This is a genomic window from Burkholderia sp. BCC0398 (genome assembly GCF_902833245.1).
GTDB classification, from domain to species: Bacteria; Pseudomonadota; Gammaproteobacteria; order Burkholderiales; family Burkholderiaceae; genus Burkholderia; species Burkholderia sola.
The window spans coordinates 1-16,154 of record NZ_CADFEM010000020.1 but is presented as its reverse complement, the minus strand read 5'-3'; the positions used below and the strand labels follow the sequence as shown (position 1 = coordinate 16,154).

Below are 16,154 nucleotides of genomic sequence, written 5' to 3'. Positions count from 1 at the left end.
CCTGCCGGTCCTTCAGTTGACCGCGCCATCCAGCGGAATGCCGCGCCCGCCTTCCCCATTGGGCGCCCGCCATGTATCCGGCGTATGTCGCTCGCGTATCGAAATGTATCGGAGGAAATGAACGGCCCGCGGCGATGCGTTCATGCAGGCGCGAGCGGCAGTATCACCGTCGCCTCGAGGCCGCCGGTGCTGCGATTGTTCAGTTGCAGGTCCCCCTGCATCGCCCGCGTGAGCCGGCGGGCGATCGCGAGCCCCAGCCCCGACCCCGGCGCGCGCGCCGCCGTCTGCGGCGCGCGGTACCAGGGCTTGAACACCGCCTCGAGCTCCGTCGGCACGATACCCGGCCCCGAATCCAGCACGGTCAGCATCACGTGCCGCGCGTCGACGCATACACACAGGCGGACGTCGCCTCCGTAACGCAACGCATTGTCGATCAGGTTGACAAGCACGCGGCGCAGCGCGTGCGGGAACGTCACGAGAGGATGCCCGACCCGTCCGTCGAGATCGACGGTGAGGCCCGCGTCGCGATAGCTGTCGACCAGCACACCGAGCATCTCGTCCGCGTCGACACGGCGCGGCGGCTCCGGCACACTGCATTGAAGCCGGGCGCACGCCAGGCTCGCGTCGACCAGTTCGCTCATCTCGGCAAGATCGCGCTCGATCGCATCGCGCAGCGCACCGTCATCCAGCATCTCGCTGCGCAGCATCATTCGCGTGAGCGGCGTGCGCAGGTCGTGCGCATAGGCGGCCAGCACGTGCAGCAATTCCGTCATGCGTTCCGCATGCTGGCGGTGCGCGCCGTTGATCGCGCGTGCGAGCGTCGAGATCGATAGCGCGCCGCGTTCGGCCCACGTATCGGGGAGCGCCTCGATACCTTGCTTGTCGATGGCATCGGCAAGCTCGCGCACGGTCGCATCCAGCCTGAGCATCCGCAGCCACGACCACAGCACGGTCGCGACCAGCGCGAACAGGATCGCCACGACGGCGGCGATCAGCAGACCCTCGCTGGCCACCGCGCGCAATGCGTTCGCGAACGTCGCGCGTGCGTCGTATATGCCGGCCGCGACCAGTGGCACGCCAGCGACGAGCAGGAGGCGCACCGACCACACGACGAATTCGCGTGGATGCGGGAACACTGCGCGGGCGACGCCGCGCAAGCTGCGCGTGGCCCGCGATTCAAACACAGTCGCTGACGATAAGGTAGGAATGTGCGCCATCTTCGTTCTCCTGTCGCCGTCGCGGCGGACGGTACAGGACAGATGAAAACACGCGCACGGGGGCGTGCACCATCAAACGAGCGGCCATTCACCCCCTACGAAGGTTTAGGTTGCCGCCGCGGCAACCTAAACCGCCAGACGGTCAGCCGCGCCGGAGCGCGCGGGCGAGCCACCCTTCGAGTTCCCGCGCGTCGATCGGTTTTTCGAGGAGACACAGCGCGGCGCTCGCGCGCACGCGCTCGCGCTGGCGGACGGTGGCGAACGCCGTGACGAATATGGTCGGAATGCGCGCGCCGGCGGCTTCGATCCGCGACAGCACGTCGATGCCGTCCATCCCGGGCATCTGGATGTCGCAGATCAGGCAGCGCGTGCGCGCCACCCGGTCGGACACGAGGAATGCCGGCGCCGACGCGAACTCGCACGCGTCGCCGCCCAGCGCGCGCACGAAGCTTCTCACGGCGGCGCGCACGAACGGATCGTCGTCGACAATCGCTACGAGATCGGTGACTGAGAGTGAAAGAGACATCCGCGCTTATGGCCTGGGGAACGAGCACGCTCGCCCCATACTGCTACACAAGTCGCCAGCATACCGTCACGCCGCCGAACCGCCACCATATCTACGTATGGGTCGGCTTGCTCCCGACGGCGCCATCGCTACCGCGACGGCAATTCGATGCCGAGCGCGGTCATCTTGCGCACCAGTTCCGCGACGGAACGACACTTCATCTTTCGCATCGCCTGGCCGCGATGGATCTTGGCCGTGATCTCGGCGATGCCCATGTTGCCGGCGACCTGCTTGTTCATCAGGCCCGTCGCGACGTGTTGCAGCACCTCCCGCTCCCGCGGCGTCAGCGATTCCCAGCATTCGCGCAGATCGAGCAGCGACTGGCTGGCCTCCAGCCGCTGCGCGTCGCGGTCGAGCGCCGCGACGACCGCATCGATCATTTCCTGGTCATGAAACGGCTTCGTCAGGAAATCCATCGCGCCGGCCTTCATCGCCTTCACCGTCATCGCGATGTCGCCGTGCCCGGTCATGAAGATGATCGGCATCTGCGGGCCGCCATTCTCGACCAGCGACTTCTGGAACGCGATCCCGCTCTGCCCGCGCAATCGCACGTCGAGCACGAGGCAAGACGGCCCCGTCCCCTTCGGCGCCGCGAGAAACGCTTCGGTCGACGCAAACGCGCATACCGCCAGATCGATCGAGCGCAACAGGCTGACGAGCGCGGCACGCACGAATTCGTCGTCGTCGACGACGTAGACGACACGGCCGCTCCGATCGTCGGATGAAGTCGCCACGTTCGGCATTCTGATCTCGGGCATTGAAATATTCGCTGGTGAATTTGCTGGGACGGCCGCGTGACGGCGCGAAGGCATCTCGACGCATGCGGTGCGGCCGTCGCTCGAAGCGGGATGCCCCGTTCGCATGGTGCGGCCGGGCACGTTGCCGCGACGCATGCGGACGATGCCCCAACGATCGCCCACTCTGCCGGCATCAATGAAAACACGCGAACGCGCCAATTATTCCAGTCGCAATTCACCGATGCAACTGCGTGCGCATCGCGCTCGGCAGTTCATCGGCTTGCGCGGCCTCGTCACAGCGCATGACCGCCGGTCGTGCATCGGCGTCCGCGCGGAAACGACGCTGCATATCGACCGCGCCGACCGCGTCCGTCGGTTGCCGCTACGCGCCGACGCACCCATGGGTATCCGAATGTATCGGGCTTCGGGGCGGATACATGACATTGCAAAACGCTGCGCGCCGGACACATGCGCGATACCTCCCGGAGGCTCAATACACACACGGCGGAACCTGATACGAACACGACGCCGCGGGCCCATGCAGGCTCCCGACGCCATCAGGTGACGCGAATACGTTCCGATCCATCCTTCTTCAGGAGCCCCGCATGAACACTTCGAAAATCACGCTCGCATTCGCCGCGCTCGCGCTGACTGCATCGGCCTACGCGGCGTCCCCGGCCGACACGGTCGCCGGACATTCCGACGTGCAGGCCGCCACCCAGTGGGCGCCGCTCGCACCGATGGCGAAGACCCGCTCGGAAGTCCGCCAGGAGCTCGTGGCGGCGCGACAGAACGGCGAGCTCGACGCGCTGAGGAAACTCTATTCCGGGCATTGAACGGCAGCCCTCGTGTCGAGCCCGGCACGGGCGGGACACCGCCGGCGTCCTCGCCTGCGCCCGGGCCGTCACTGCATTTCGCCCCAGGTAGGGGGCACGCCCGTCCGCCCATGAAGCCAACCGAATTTTCAACGATGCTTCCCGACATGCTGCCGCGTCTGCGGTCGTTCGCGCTGCGTCTGAGCGGGAATCGACACGACGCCGACGAGCTCGTGCAGCGCGCATGCATTCGCGCGCTCGAGCGGGTTCATCAACTGCGGTCCGATACGGCGCCGGTCAGCTGGGTCTTCTCGATCGTCCATTCGATCTGGCTCAACGAGTTGCGGCGACGCAATCGGCGCGACCGCCTGCTGCTCGAGTGCAGCGACGCGCTGCTGGAAACGGTCGCCGATCCGCGCGCAGCGTCGGAGACCGCCGTGGCCGTCCGCCAGATCGTCGACGCCGTCGAACGGTTGCCCGAACCGCAGCGCATCGCGTTGCTGCTCGTCAGCGTCGACGGGCTGAGCTACAGGGAAGCCGCGTACACACTCGACATCCCGATCGGCACCGTCATGAGCCGGATATCGCGTGCGCGCAAGGCAATCCGCATCGCGCTCGGCGGCGGCGCAGCGCGCACGTCGCGGGACAACTTCACGGGTTCGGCGGCCGGCGGCTGATGCACGTTGCCGCGGGCAAGTCGATCGCCGCGGGTCCGCCTCGCTCGCGGCGCGTCGCGGCCATGCACGAACGGCGACGGAATAAACGCCGTGCGTGGCGTGTTCAGTGTAGGCAATCGCATCCGCCGCGGGGGATGCGACCAGGCACCTACTACTCGACACGAAATATGTCAGCACTTTCCAGAATGCTACTCGTCTATGACGGAACCGACGAGGCACAGGCCGCGCTCGCGCGATGTGCGGCGCTGTCGCACGCGCTGTCCGCGGCGGTCGACGTCGTCACCGTCGTGGATCCCGTGACCGCGAACGCGCAGACGGCCGGACTGCTCACCGGTCTCGCCCACCACCGCCTCGAGGAATTCGCGCGCGACGCACTTCAGCGCGCGATCGTCAAACTCGCGGACGACGGCATCGACGCGCGCGGCTTCGTGCGATTCGGACGCGCGGCCGACGCCGTCGCCGCCCACGCGCTGACCACCCGTCCGGACATGATCGTCGTCGGCCATCGCGCGAGCAGCGGGTTCGCGCGCTGGTGGCGCGAGCGCCCGGTTCACTTCGATCTCGCCGAGCGCCTTCGCGGTGCGGCGCTGATCGTCGTGACGGTGCCGTCCGCGTAGGGCCGCCGCTCGCGCCGCGCGCATCACGCGTCCGGCTCGGTCGCGTCGGGCACCGATACGCCGGTGCATGACTGAATGGTCGCCGCGAGAATCATGCGTTGCCGGTTGGCGGGCAGGCAAACGTCGCTCGAGCGCGGACGGAACACGCGATCGCCGCGCGCGATCGCGCTTCCCGTCAACGCGCAGACCGCCGGTTCGCGTGCGCGGCTGCGGCACCAGATCTGCTCGGTATACCGTCCCGAACGCGAGTCGCTCCATGAAACGGTGATCATGGACGACGACAGGCACTCGATCACCTCGATCGCGTCAAGCGGGGCTTCACGTGCGCGCGTGTCGTCGTCGTCGCACCGGCGCCGGCCGAAGCGGCGCGACTTGTATCGCGTGCGCTGCGCTTGCCGGCAAACATCGCGTTGCTCCAGCGAAGGATCGAGGACATTGATCAACGTGCGAATCATGATGTCCGCTTCAGGCAGGGTCGCCATCATCGTTTCTCCCATCCGGTCGTGTCGGTCGTATCGGTCGTGTGAAAGCGGACGCACGCAAGCGGCCACGGCGGTGCGTCCGGCCGTCGCTCAGGCGCCGCCTTCCGAGCGCAGCGTGATCCGGCTGTTCACCGCCGTGACGCCGCGTACCTTCCGCGCCGCCTCGACCGCCAGATGATCGAGGTCTTCGCTTTCGACCTGGCCCGTCAGCGTCACGCGTCCGGTCGACGCGTTGCCGAACACGACGATCGGCTTCCCTTCAAGCCCCTTCGTATGGGACAGTGCCTTCTGCACCGACCGCGAGAACGTGCGATTGGCCGCACGGACCGCCTTCTTCGACGTGCCGGCCGCCGGCGTCGTCGTGAGCGCGGCATCCGCGCCGGCCGTATCGGGTCGTTCGTCCGCGAACGCGCGCAGGTTCATGCCGGCGATCAGGGCGACGGCGAGGCCGCCGGTGACGACGATGTGTCGGAGTTTCATGATGGGTTCCTTGGATGTCTGGTATCGGATCGACAAGCACGTGTGTTCCGGCGACCTGCGTCGTCACGATGCGCACGCATCACGTCCGCGCCGCGTCGCGATTCCGACTCGCTGACGGGTCGGTCGAGCCGTCGTCAACGTGAATCGTGTACCGGTGAAGCGAGCATAAGGTGACGCGTCGGCGTGCTCCATAGCATCTGCAGCTAGCCGCCTGACGCGTCGGCATGAGTCGCCGCATACGTTCGTATAGGCAGCCGGTCCGTTTCCCCCCTGCCCCTTCCCGCGACGTGCACCGGTCGCGCACCGATTCACGCCCCGACACATCGCGCCCGTGCCCGCTCACATCGAAGAAACCGGCAGTGTCACCGTGGCCCGCGTGCCGCCGTGCTCGCGCGGCGCAAGTTCCAGCTGCCCGTTGTGCGCTTCAACGATGGACTTGCAGATGGACAGCCCCATGCCCATTCCGTGCGGCTTGGTGGTGAACAGCGGTTCGAACAGGCGCGCGGCCACCTGCGGATCGAAGCCGTCGCCGTTGTCGTCGATCCGGATGCGCACGAGGTTCCGCTCCAATTCGCATGTCAGCACGATGACACGCTTTCCTTCAGGTGTACCAATCATCGATTCCGCGCCGTTCATCAGCAGGCTGATGATGGCCTGCTGCAGCGGCACGCGTTCGCCGCGCATCGGTATCGCCGACGCACATCCGTCGACGCGCAGGTTCACCTTCATCGCGTCCAGCGTGCTTTCGAGTATCTCCGCCGCCTCGCGCAGCGCATCGGCGAGGTCGAACACGGCGAACACGGGCGCCGTGCGCCGTGCCCTGGCGCGCAGCGCACCGATGATGGTCCGCGCCCGCACCGTGCACGCACAGATGTGCGCAAGCATCTCGCGGGCGGCTTCGATGTTCGGCGCGCCGCGGTCGAGCCATTTCAGCCCGGCACGCGCGGACGTGTCGATCGCCGTGACGGGCTGGGCGACCTCGTGCACGATCGACGCCGCAAGCTCTCCGTACGCGGTCAGCCGACTGGTGCGGTCCATTTCGGACTGGGTTTCGCGCATCGCGGCTTCGACGCTGCCCACGCGTGCGCGCTGCGCGTCCAGCTCGTCGCGCAGCCGAAGATTCTCCAGCACGCATCCGGCATGCGGCGCAATGATCTCGACCAGTGCGGCCTTCGCCGGCGTAAACATGCCCGGCAGGTCGCCATGCTCGAGATACAGCGCACCGATCAGTTCACCATTGCACCGTATCGGCACGCAGATCACCGAGCGCGGCTTGCGGCGGCGCACATAGTCGTCCGTTCGCCAATGGTCGGCGGCGCACGCATCGCGCAGCACCAGGCCGTTGCGCAGGTGCACGGCGGCGGCAATGATCGGCACGGGCAGCCGGTCGACCGACCGCCGCTCGGTGTGCGGTCCGTTCGCGGCCGTCGCGACGGCGGCTGCCTCCCAGCCGCCGTCGCGCAGCACCGCGATCACGCCCCACGTTGCCCCCGCCCCCCGCAGCGCCGACTCGAGCAGTGTCGCGACGCGCGTCGCGGGCGAAGCCTCGTGCGCCATTGCGCGCGAGACGTCGTGCAACACGTGCACGTCGATCGACAGCAGCGATCGAGGCATGAGTTCGTCGAAGGCCGGGCCCGCTTCGGCGCCACCCGGATCGACGCGCGATTTCCATGGCGTCCGCGCAGCGAGCGCGCTGCAGACATCGTCGAGTTCGTTGTTCATGGGTCTATCTCCTGCTTGCCGGCATCGGCCTCTGCCAACCTGAAATCAACATTTCATGTAGTGAGTACTCCACAAACGAATGGTAGCAGCAGTTTCTCAAAATAAAAATGTGAAGATAGCGTTCACGCCTCCTCCATGCGTGCCGATACGTCGGACACGACTCCCACAACCCCTTGAATCAATTACCTATTTATGATTTGTTGCGAACCCGTCGAGAGTTCCGTAGAATCCCGAATTCATGTAGCGTTCCCTGTACGAAAGTTCGAGGAATGCCGCTGTTCCAGGTTTCTTTCAGGCGGCAGGACGAGGTTGCCGGCCGCCATAGGAGCGGTATGACTCAAGCAACAAAAGCCAAGACGGTGCGCGGAACCGGTGTCCGGGAGGCAGCGGCACAGGAAACCCGCGACAAGATCCTGCGCGCGGCGACCAAGGTCTTCGCGCGCTACGGCTACGAAGGCGGCAGCGTGGAGCGGATCTCCAGGCTGGCGAAATCCTATGACCGGATGATCTATTACTACTACGGGAGCAAGGAGGGCCTGTTCGTCGCGGTGCTGGAAGGCATCTATCGGCGCATGGACGAGGCGGAGCTCAAGATGGCGCCGGATCCGTCGAATCCCGTGGAAGCGCTCAAGACCGTGATTCGCTTCAAGCTGGACTACTATTGGCGCAATCCCGATTTCATCACGCTGCTCAACACCGAGAACCTGCACCAGGGCAAGCATTTGGCCAGGCTCGAACGCCGGGGCGAATATTCGTCGCATGCGGTGCAGATCGTGGCCAGGATTCTCGAAAACGGCGCCGAACAAGGATTGTTCCGCACGGAACTGAACGCGCGCGACGTTTTCCTGCTGATCATTTCGGCAGCGTATTTTTATACGTCGAACCGCCACACGTTGTCCGCGTTCCTCGGCGAGGAACTGAATGCGCCGGAGGCCGTGCGCCGATGGGAAGCGTTCGTCATCGACAGCGTGCTGCGGGTCGTTCGCAAGGATCCGCCGATCGGCGATTGAGCGTGTGCCGGCGCCGATGTCGCCCCGCGTGACCATGACGATGCAGACACCTTGAAATGAACTACGTTCGCGCCACTACCCTCGACGAAGCGCTCGGTACGCTCGCGGCGCAGCCGCGGCCGCGCATCGTGTGCGGGGCCACCGACGCATTTGCCGATATCGGGCTCGTGCCGGCGCGCTCGGCATGGCTGGATATCAGCCGCGTCGACGCGCTGCGCGGCATCGAGCTGAACGACGGCGTCGCCCGTATCGGTGCGGCCGCCACGTGGGACGCCATCGCCCGCACGACATGGCTGCCCGTGGCGCTCACGGACGCAGCCGCGTCGATCGGCCCCCGGCAGATTCGCGTGCAGGGCACGATCGGCGGGAACGTGTGCCATGCGTCCGCCGTCGCGGACGGCATCCCCGCGCTGCTGGCGCTCGATGCGAGCGTCGAACTGGCCAGCGTGCGCGGCATGCGCCGCTTGCCGTTGGCCGAATTCCTGCTGGGCAACCGCCGGACCGCGCTGGACGCCGACGAATTGCTGGTGGCGCTGCGGTTTGCGCAACCCCGCGCGCACGCGCGTACGTCGTTCATCAAGTGCACGAATCGCGACGGCGCGGCGATCGCCGTGGTGTCGGCCGCCGCGCAGTTGCGCGTGTGCGCCGCGGGGACGATCGAGGCGGCCGCCGTTGCCGTCGGCGGCGCCTCCGACGTTGCGCGCCGGATGCAGGTGCTCGAAAATGCACTGACGGGCCGGCGGCGCGACGAACTGGCCGACGTGCTTGCAACGTCGCCGCTGGACGAGCTGTCCCCGGCCGACGACTGCCGGGCGACCGCCCTGCATCGCCTTCATCTCGCGCGGCTGGCCATCTCGCGCGCTTTCACATGCTGCATCGAGGAGAACGCACGTGGCGCATCCGCAGCCTGACCCGCTTGCCGACGTTCGCGAAACGATCGCGGGCGGCGGCCCGGCGATTTCGCCGGAACCGGACTGGTTCGACCTCAACGGCACGCGGCGCCCCCTGCCGGCGGACCGCTCGCAGCGCCTCGTCGACCATCTGCGTGCGGACCTGCGCCAGTTCGGCACCAAGGAAGGCTGCCGCCAGGGCGATTGCGGCAGTTGCACGGTGATCGTCGACGGCGACGCACGCTATGCATGCCTGATCCCGGTCGGGCAGATCGCGGGGCGCCGTGTCGTCACCGTCGAAGGTCTTGCCGACGGCACGCGATGCGGCAGCCGCCTGCAGCAGGCGTTTCTCGCCCATCAGGCGGTGCAATGCGGTTTCTGCACGCCCGGCATGCTCACCGCGGCGGCGGCGGCCATCGACGCCGGCGAAGTCAGCGACCGCGCCGGTGCGCGGGCCGCGATCGACGGCGTGCTGTGTCGCTGCACCGGCTATCAGAAGATCGTCGACGCGGTGACCGAAGTCGGATGCGGCGCCGCCGCACGGTGCCGCACGCCCGCGCCGGCCGAAGGGCCGTCCGTCGGCGTCCCGCTCACGCGTCTCGACGGCCCCGAAAAAGTCGACGGCAGCCAGCGATTCGGCGCCGACGACTACCCGGCCGACAGCCTGTTCGTGCGCGCGGTGCGTTGCCCGCATCACCGCGCACGTTTCGCGTTCGGCGACCTCGCCGCATTCGTCGACGCGCATCCGGGCGTGCATCGCGTCCTCACCCACGCCGACGTGCCGGGCATGAATCTGCACGGCGTCGCGACGCCGTACGCGGACCAGCCGGTCCTTCCGGATACCGAGACACGCCACCATCTCGAGGCGGTCGCGCTGGTGGTCGGCGAGCGCGCCGCGCTCGCGGCGCTCGATTTCGACCGCTTTCCGGTGCGGTGGGCGCCGCTGACGCCGGTTCTCGCGATCGCCGACGCCGTGCTGGACGACAGTCCGCAGCTGCACGCCGATCGCCCCGGCAACGTGCTGATCGAGGGCGTGGTGCGCCGCGGCGACCCGGAGCGCGCGATACAGGATGCCCGTCACGTCGTCAGCGCAACGTTCCAGTCCAGTTTCGTCGAGCATGCGTACCTCGAGCCGGAAGCCGGCTGGGCGCGACGCGTGGGCAACGTGATCGAAATCCATTCGTCGACGCAGGCGCCGCATCCGCATCGCGCCGACCTCGCGCGCATTCTCGGCGTGGCGCCGGAACAGGTGCGCGTCGTGGCGACCGCGGTCGGCGGCGGCTTCGGCGGCAAGCTCGACATGACGGTCCAGCCGCTGCTCGCGATCGCGGCCTGGCATCTCGACCGGCCCGTCGCGATGGCGTTCTCGCGCGAGGAATCGATGGCCACGTCGACCAAGCGCCATCCCGGCCGCATGACGTCCAGCATCGCCGCCGATGCCGATGGGCGGCTGCGCGCGGTGACGTTCGAAGGCGACTACAACACCGGCGCGTTCGCGTCCTGGGGGACGGCCGTCGCGAATCGCGTACCGGTGCATGCGGGCGGCCCGTACGTGATTCCGCACTACGCGGCGCACACGCGCGCGATTCATACGCACGTCACGCCGGCCGGCGCTTTCCGCGGCTTCGGCGTGCCGCAGACGACGATGTCGCAGGAACAGCTGATCGACGAGCTGGCGTTCGCGGCGGGCATCGATCCACTCGAGTTCCGCGCGCTGAATGCGTTGCGCCCCGGCGATACGCTGCCGACCGGACAAGTGCTCGACGACAGCGTCGGCCTCGTCGCATGCCTCGATGCGCTGCGTCCGGCGTGGCGTGACGCGCATGCGCGGATCGCGACGCTGAATGCGGCGGCGCCCGGCCACATTCGTCATGGCGTCGGCGTCGCGGCGTTCTTTTACGGCTGCGGCAACACCGCATTGCCGAATCCGTCGACGGTCCGCTTCGGCATCCGGCGCGACGGCACGATCGTCCTGCACCAGGGTGCGGTGGATGCCGGCCAGGGCGCGAACACGGTCATTCCGCAAATCGCGGCCGACGCGCTGGGCGTACCGGTCGACCGGCTGCGATTCGTCGGCCCGGATACCGCGCTGTCGCCCGATTGCGGCCGCACGTCGGCGTCGCGGCAGACCTTCATCACCGGTCGCGCGGCCTTCCTTGCCGGCTCCGCGCTGCGCCACCGGCTGCTCGCGTTCGCCGGCGCGGCGTCCGATGCGCGGATTTCGTCCGATGCGCGCGGCATCGCCGTCGACGGCCATCCGGTGGATCTGCGGACGCTGCCCGTCGATGCGCACGGCTACGTGATCGCGGCCGAGGAGCGCTTCGATCCGCCGACCACGTCGCTCGATGCGTCGGGGCAAGGCACGCCTTATGCAACCTACGCGTTCGGCGCGCAGATGGCGGAGGTCGCGGTGGACCGCGAAAGCGGGCGCGTGCGCGTACTCAAGGTCGTGGCCGCGCACGACGTCGGCAGGATGGTCAATCCGACGCTGCTCGAAGGACAGGTCGAAGGCGCGGTCGCGCAAGGCATCGGCATGGCGCTGATGGAGAAGTACCACCCCGGCCGATACAACAATCTGCACGACTACGTGATTCCGACCGTGCACGACATGCCCGACGTGCAGTCGATCTTCGTCGAGGCGCCGACGGCCGTCGGCCCGTACGGCGCGAAAGGCATCGGCGAGCCGGCGCTCGTGCCGACGGCCGCGGCCATCCTGAACGCGATCCATCACGCGACCGGCGTACGCATCCGCGAAGCGCCGGCCACGCCGGACGTCGTGCGGCGCGCACTCGCGACCGGCAAACGCCCTTCCGCACTTCGATAGCGCCATCCCTACTTCACGAACAACAACAATGACGACAACGAGAGATGCCGACGAAGCCGCGCTGCGAATCGTGCCGCGCGCGTCGTGGTACGCCGAACTCGATTCCGCGGGCAAGCGCGCGTTCAAGGCGGCGTTCGCCGGCTGGGCGACCGATGCGTTCGACTTCATGGTGTTCAGCTTCGTGCTGGCTTCGCTGATCGACCTGTGGGGCCTCGATCGCGGCAAGGCCGGCCTGTTGAGCACCGTGACGCTGATTTTCTCGTCCGTGGGCGGCTGGATCGCGGGCATCCTCGCGGATCGATACGGACGGGTCAAGGTATTGCAGGGGACGATCCTGTGGTTCTCCGTCTGCACGCTGGCAATCGGTTTCGCGCAGAACTTCGAGCAGATCTTCGTGCTGCGCGCGCTGCAAGGGCTCGGCTTCGGCGGCGAATGGGCCGTCGGCGCCGTGCTGATCGGCGAGATCGTCGCACCCGCCCATCGCGGCAAAGCGGTCGGCCTCGTGCAGAGCGGCTGGGCCATCGGCTGGGGCGGCGCGGCGATTCTCTACAGCATCGCGTTTTCGGTCCTTCCCGAGTCGCTGGCCTGGCGCAGCCTGTTCTGGGTGGGTATCGTGCCCGCCCTGCTCGTCCTGTACGTACGCAAGCACGTACCCGAACCGGAAGTGTTCGTGCAGGCGGACGCCGCCCGCAAACAAGGCGCAGGCCAGCCGTCGGTGTGGGCGATCTTCTCGCGCGCGCACGCACGGCGCACGGTGCTGGCCGCGCTGCTCTGCACCGGCATCCAGGGCGGCTTCTATGCGATGTCGACGTGGCTGCCGGCCTTTCTCAAGATCGAGCGACACCTGTCGGTGCTCGATACGGGCGCCTATCTGTTCGTGATCATCGTCGGGTCGTTTTGCGGCTATGTCGTCGGCGCGTATCTTTCCGACTGGTGGGGACGCCGACGCAACTTCATGCTGTTCTCCGCGCTCTCCCTCGTGTCGGTGTGCGCGTACCTGACCGTCCCGCTGTCGAATGCACAGATGCTGTGGCTCGGCTTTCCGCTCGGCTTTTCGTCATGCGGCATCTTCAGCGGCGTCGGCGCGTACCTGACGGAACTGTATCCGTCGACTTTCCGCGCCAATGCGCAAAGCTTCACCTACAACTTCGGACGCGGCATCGGCGCGCTGTTCCCGAGTCTCGTCGGGATGCTGAGCCATTCGCTCGGCCTCGCGCTGGCCATCGCGATCTTTTCCGGCGCAGCCTATGGCGTGGTGCTGCTCGCCGTCCTGCTGCTGCCGGAGACGAAGGCGACGTCGCTTTGAATGCCGGACGCGGCTGCGGCCGCTAGCCGCGAACAGCCGCCGCGCGGTCGACTTCCGGTATGCTGATCCACGCGAAATCCCGGGAATCAAGGTAACCACTGCGATGGACATCGCGATCCGCATCGAAGGCCGTCACGACCTGACGGGGCAAATCTTCCGGCAACTGCGCACGGCGATCGTCGACGGGCGGCTCGAAGGCGGCGCGCGGCTGCCGTCGACGCGCGACCTCGCGAAACAGCTCGGCGTGTCGCGCAAGACGACGCTCGACGCGTTCGAGCGCCTCGTCGCCGAGGGCTACCTGACGACGCGCGCGGGCGACGGCACGTTCGTCGCCCGCGGCTTGGCGCGCGTGCCGCATGCCGCGGCGACGTCGGCGCCGTCGATCGTCGACGAGATGCCGCGCATCGACGCGGTCGATGCACGCGCGCTGTGGAACGACCTGCCCGACGCGCTCGCGATGCCCGCGCCGCAGGACGCGCCCGGCTTCGACTTTCGCGGCGGCGTGACCGACAAGACGCTGTTCCCGTTCGACGCCTGGCGGCGCTGCCTGCATCACGCGCTGCGCCAGCAGGCGCGCGGGCCCGGCCAGTACCACGACCCGGCCGGCGATCCGCAGTTGCGCGGCGCGATCGCGCGCTACGTCGGATTCAGCCGCGCGGTCGCCTGCAGCTGGGACGACGTGCTCGTCACGCAAGGCGCGCAACAGGCGCTCGACCTGCTCGCGCGCGTCGTCGTGCGGCCGGGCGACGTCGTCGCGGTCGAGGATCCCGGCTATCCGCCCGCGCGCGCCGCGTTCGCGTCGCTCGGCGCGACGGTGATCGGCGTGCCGGTCGACGCGCAGGGCCTCGTCACGGAACGGCTGCCCGACGACGCACGGCTCGTCTACGTGACGCCGTCGCATCAGTTCCCGCTCGGCATGCCGATGACGCTCGATCGCCGCGTCGCGCTGCTCGAATGGGCGCAGCGCCGCCGCGCGGTGATCATCGAGGACGACTACGACGGCGAATTCCGCTTCGAAGGCCGGCCGGTCGAATCGCTGAAGAGCCTCGACCGCACGGGCCTCGTCGCGTACGTCGGCACGTTCTCGAAGACCATCTTTCCCGAGCTGCGGATCGGCTACGCGATTCCGCCGCGCGCGCTGCGCGGCGCGCTGGCCAAGGCGAAGCAGATCGTCGACTGGCACACGTGCACGCTGACGCAGGCGGCGCTCGCGCGCTTCATGCTCGAAGGCGATTTCGCGCGGCACCTGAAGCGCGTGCAGAAGCACTACGACGCGCGTCGCAAGATGCTGATCGCGCACCTGCGCGGCGAACTCGCGCCGTGGTTCGACGCGATCGTGCCGACCGCCGGCATCCATCTCGCCGCGCACCTGAAACCGGGGCTCGACGAAGCGGCGCTGGTCCGCGCGGCGCGCGCGCAGGACATCGGCCTGTACGGGATCTCGGCGTTTCACGTGGGCGGGCCGGTGCGCCCGGGGCTGCTGTTCGGCTATGGCGGGATCGACGCGCTGCGCATCGACACGGCGCTCGCGAAGCTGGCCGGCTTGCTCGATGCCGGCATCGCGGGCGGCCCGCCACTGGTTACCTGAATTTCCGTGGAATTGGGTATTCAAGCAGGCCAGTACGGCTCTTAAAGTGGGTCCTGTCGCGCCACTCCGGCGCACCCAACCGAAAAGGACCTGCCATGCAACCGCGCCTGAACTTCTATGCCGCCAGCCCGAATGCGATCAAGGTGATGCGCAACGCCGAGGAATTCCTCGCGAAAAGCTCGATCGAGAAGCCGCTCGCCGAACTCGTCCGCCTGCGCGCGTCGCAGATCAACGGCTGCGCGTTCTGCGTCGACATGCACACGACCGACGCGCGCAAGGGCGGCGAAACCGACCGCCGTCTCGCGACCGTCGTCACGTGGCGCGAAACGCCGTTCTTCACCGAGCGCGAACGCGCTGCACTGGAATGGACCGAGGCGCTGACGCTGGTGGCCAGCAACCACGTGCCCGACGCCGTCTGGGAAGCCGTGAAGCCGCACTTCACCGACGAGGAGCTGTTCGACCTGTCGATGCTGATCGCGACGATCAACGCGTGGAACCGCTTCGCGATCGCGTTCCGCAAGATGCCCGAGTAAGGCGCCGACGATGATCCGTTCCCCGCTCCATCGCGTCGCGCTGTGCGCCGGGCTCGTGCTCGCCGCGGCGCTGCCGGCCGCCGCTCACGCGCACGACGCCGACGACACCGTGCACGCGATCATGCAGCAGGCCGTGCCCGAAGCGCCCGGCAAGCTCGCTGTCGTCGCGACGGTCGACTATGCGCCCGGTCAGGTGTCCGAACCGCACCGGCATCTCGGCTCGGTGTTCGCCGTCGTGTCGAAAGGCGAAGTGCTGTCGCAGGTGAACGACGGCCCGCTGCGCCGCTATCGCGCCGGCGAAGGCTGGTACGAACCGCCCGGCTCGCGCCATCAGGTGTCGCGCAACGCGAGCGCGACCGAGCCCGCGCAACTCGTCGTGTTCGGGCTGACGGGCGAGCATCAGCCGCTGAAGTCGCCGATCGATCAGTGATGCCGGAACGGGCGCGGGCGCGACAGGGCCCGCGCCCGTGTGCCGCGCGCTCGCCCGCCGGTTTTCCGCCTGCGTTCGCTGTCCGGCTGTTTTCCGCCTGTTTTCCCGCCCTTTCTCGTTAGCCGCTTCCTACATTCCGGCGCGGGTGCCCTGCCCGCCGTCGCGTCGCCCCCGTTACTATCTTCACGTCCCGATAATCGGGGCTTTGGCCAGCCAGGCCCGGCATGATTCTCGCCCCCAGTCGCAGTCATGATCCGGGGG

16 protein-coding genes are annotated in these 16,154 nt (G+C 67.9%); 10 read left to right on the top strand and 6 right to left on the bottom strand.

The features are described from left to right. Positions 1-140: 140 nt before the first annotated feature. The 3 genes from HWX76_RS32090 to HWX76_RS32080 all read right to left on the bottom strand — a co-directional run bounded on the left by HWX76_RS32090 (position 141) and on the right by HWX76_RS32080 (position 2,540). Positions 141-1,217 carry a HAMP domain-containing sensor histidine kinase gene (locus HWX76_RS32090; protein WP_089489321.1) on the bottom strand — a complete coding sequence of 359 codons (1,077 nt, stop codon included), beginning with the start codon at positions 1,215-1,217 and terminating at the stop codon, positions 141-143. A 142-nt stretch (positions 1,218-1,359) separates the two neighbouring features. Beyond that, the gene (locus HWX76_RS32085; protein WP_050010944.1) at positions 1,360-1,743 is read right to left on the bottom strand and encodes a response regulator; all 384 of its coding nucleotides are present in this window, start codon (positions 1,741-1,743) and stop codon (positions 1,360-1,362) included. 128 nt (positions 1,744-1,871) lie between these two features. After that, positions 1,872-2,540: a response regulator gene (locus tag HWX76_RS32080; RefSeq protein WP_050010943.1), complete on the bottom strand. Its 669-nt coding sequence runs from the start codon at positions 2,538-2,540 to the stop codon at positions 1,872-1,874. A 584-nt stretch (positions 2,541-3,124) separates the two neighbouring features. Here HWX76_RS32080 and HWX76_RS32075 point away from each other — a divergent pair. From HWX76_RS32075 to HWX76_RS32065, 3 genes are all read left to right on the top strand, one after another. After that, positions 3,125-3,355 (top strand): DUF4148 domain-containing protein, encoded by a 231-nt coding sequence (locus HWX76_RS32075; RefSeq protein ID WP_050010942.1) that lies wholly within the window; start codon positions 3,125-3,127, stop codon positions 3,353-3,355. 110 nt (positions 3,356-3,465) lie between these two features. Next, the gene (locus HWX76_RS32070; protein WP_050010941.1) at positions 3,466-4,011 is read left to right on the top strand and encodes an RNA polymerase sigma factor; all 546 of its coding nucleotides are present in this window, start codon (positions 3,466-3,468) and stop codon (positions 4,009-4,011) included. A gap of 185 nt (positions 4,012-4,196) precedes the next feature. Then, positions 4,197-4,628, top strand: a complete 432-nt coding sequence (locus HWX76_RS32065; protein ID WP_050010940.1) for a universal stress protein — start codon at positions 4,197-4,199, stop codon at positions 4,626-4,628. 23 nt (positions 4,629-4,651) lie between these two features. Here HWX76_RS32065 and HWX76_RS32060 read toward each other — a convergent pair whose 3' ends face one another. The 3 genes from HWX76_RS32060 to HWX76_RS32050 form a co-directional block, all read right to left on the bottom strand. Then, the gene (locus HWX76_RS32060; protein WP_050010939.1) at positions 4,652-5,110 is read right to left on the bottom strand and encodes a DUF3331 domain-containing protein; all 459 of its coding nucleotides are present in this window, start codon (positions 5,108-5,110) and stop codon (positions 4,652-4,654) included. Positions 5,111-5,200: 90 nt separating this feature from the next. After that, a complete protein-coding gene (locus HWX76_RS32055) occupies positions 5,201-5,590 on the bottom strand; it encodes a BON domain-containing protein (RefSeq protein WP_050010938.1) in 390 nt (129 codons plus the stop codon). Positions 5,591-5,929: 339 nt separating this feature from the next. After that, a complete protein-coding gene (locus HWX76_RS32050) occupies positions 5,930-7,312 on the bottom strand; it encodes an ATP-binding protein (RefSeq protein ID WP_050010937.1) in 1,383 nt (460 codons plus the stop codon). 332 nt (positions 7,313-7,644) lie between these two features. Between HWX76_RS32050 and HWX76_RS32045 the strand changes: the two genes are divergently transcribed. The 7 genes from HWX76_RS32045 (at position 7,645) to HWX76_RS32015 (ending at position 15,893) form a co-directional block, all read left to right on the top strand. Beyond that, positions 7,645-8,322 (top strand): TetR family transcriptional regulator, encoded by a 678-nt coding sequence (locus HWX76_RS32045; RefSeq protein WP_050010936.1) that lies wholly within the window; start codon positions 7,645-7,647, stop codon positions 8,320-8,322. Positions 8,323-8,378: 56 nt separating this feature from the next. Then, positions 8,379-9,233 (top strand): FAD binding domain-containing protein, encoded by an 855-nt coding sequence (locus HWX76_RS32040; RefSeq protein ID WP_176016871.1) that lies wholly within the window; start codon positions 8,379-8,381, stop codon positions 9,231-9,233. Then, entirely contained in the window at positions 9,214-12,036 is a 2,823-nt protein-coding gene (locus HWX76_RS32035) for a molybdopterin cofactor-binding domain-containing protein (protein WP_089489319.1), read from the top strand. The genes HWX76_RS32040 and HWX76_RS32035 overlap by 20 nt, the downstream gene beginning before the upstream one ends. A 28-nt stretch (positions 12,037-12,064) precedes the next feature. Next, entirely contained in the window at positions 12,065-13,342 is a 1,278-nt protein-coding gene (locus HWX76_RS32030; RefSeq protein WP_050010933.1) for an MFS transporter, read from the top strand. Between the two features lie 103 nt (positions 13,343-13,445). Further along, on the top strand, positions 13,446-14,930 hold the full coding sequence (locus HWX76_RS32025) for a PLP-dependent aminotransferase family protein (protein WP_050010932.1): 1,485 nt from the start codon (positions 13,446-13,448) through the stop codon (positions 14,928-14,930). Positions 14,931-15,025: 95 nt separating this feature from the next. Then, complete coding sequence (locus tag HWX76_RS32020; RefSeq protein WP_050010931.1) at positions 15,026-15,463, top strand: carboxymuconolactone decarboxylase family protein; 438 nt, start codon at positions 15,026-15,028, stop codon at positions 15,461-15,463. Between the two features lie 10 nt (positions 15,464-15,473). Then, positions 15,474-15,893, top strand: coding sequence for a cupin domain-containing protein (locus tag HWX76_RS32015; protein WP_124630287.1), 420 nt, complete (start codon positions 15,474-15,476; stop codon positions 15,891-15,893). Positions 15,894-16,154: the final 261 nt, after the last annotated feature.

What these genes read in the sequence shown, in the direction of transcription:
- HWX76_RS32040 (WP_176016871.1), top strand. Translation starts at nt 8,379, where the DNA reads ATGAACTACGTTCGCGCCACTACCCTCGACGAAGCGCTCGGTACGCTC.
- HWX76_RS32020 (WP_050010931.1), top strand. Translation starts at nt 15,026, where the DNA reads ATGCAACCGCGCCTGAACTTCTATGCCGCCAGCCCGAATGCGATCAAG.
- HWX76_RS32045 (WP_050010936.1), top strand. Translation starts at nt 7,645, where the DNA reads ATGACTCAAGCAACAAAAGCCAAGACGGTGCGCGGAACCGGTGTCCGG.
- HWX76_RS32080 (WP_050010943.1), bottom strand. Translation starts at nt 2,540, where the DNA reads ATGCCCGAGATCAGAATGCCGAACGTGGCGACTTCATCCGACGATCGG.
- HWX76_RS32050 (WP_050010937.1), bottom strand. Translation starts at nt 7,312, where the DNA reads ATGAACAACGAACTCGACGATGTCTGCAGCGCGCTCGCTGCGCGGACG.
- HWX76_RS32015 (WP_124630287.1), top strand. Translation starts at nt 15,474, where the DNA reads ATGATCCGTTCCCCGCTCCATCGCGTCGCGCTGTGCGCCGGGCTCGTG.
- HWX76_RS32090 (WP_089489321.1), bottom strand. Translation starts at nt 1,217, where the DNA reads ATGGCGCACATTCCTACCTTATCGTCAGCGACTGTGTTTGAATCGCGG.
- HWX76_RS32085 (WP_050010944.1), bottom strand. Translation starts at nt 1,743, where the DNA reads ATGTCTCTTTCACTCTCAGTCACCGATCTCGTAGCGATTGTCGACGAC.
- HWX76_RS32030 (WP_050010933.1), top strand. Translation starts at nt 12,065, where the DNA reads ATGACGACAACGAGAGATGCCGACGAAGCCGCGCTGCGAATCGTGCCG.
- HWX76_RS32025 (WP_050010932.1), top strand. Translation starts at nt 13,446, where the DNA reads ATGGACATCGCGATCCGCATCGAAGGCCGTCACGACCTGACGGGGCAA.
- HWX76_RS32060 (WP_050010939.1), bottom strand. Translation starts at nt 5,110, where the DNA reads ATGGCGACCCTGCCTGAAGCGGACATCATGATTCGCACGTTGATCAAT.
- HWX76_RS32070 (WP_050010941.1), top strand. Translation starts at nt 3,466, where the DNA reads ATGAAGCCAACCGAATTTTCAACGATGCTTCCCGACATGCTGCCGCGT.
- HWX76_RS32055 (WP_050010938.1), bottom strand. Translation starts at nt 5,590, where the DNA reads ATGAAACTCCGACACATCGTCGTCACCGGCGGCCTCGCCGTCGCCCTG.
- HWX76_RS32075 (WP_050010942.1), top strand. Translation starts at nt 3,125, where the DNA reads ATGAACACTTCGAAAATCACGCTCGCATTCGCCGCGCTCGCGCTGACT.
- HWX76_RS32065 (WP_050010940.1), top strand. Translation starts at nt 4,197, where the DNA reads ATGCTACTCGTCTATGACGGAACCGACGAGGCACAGGCCGCGCTCGCG.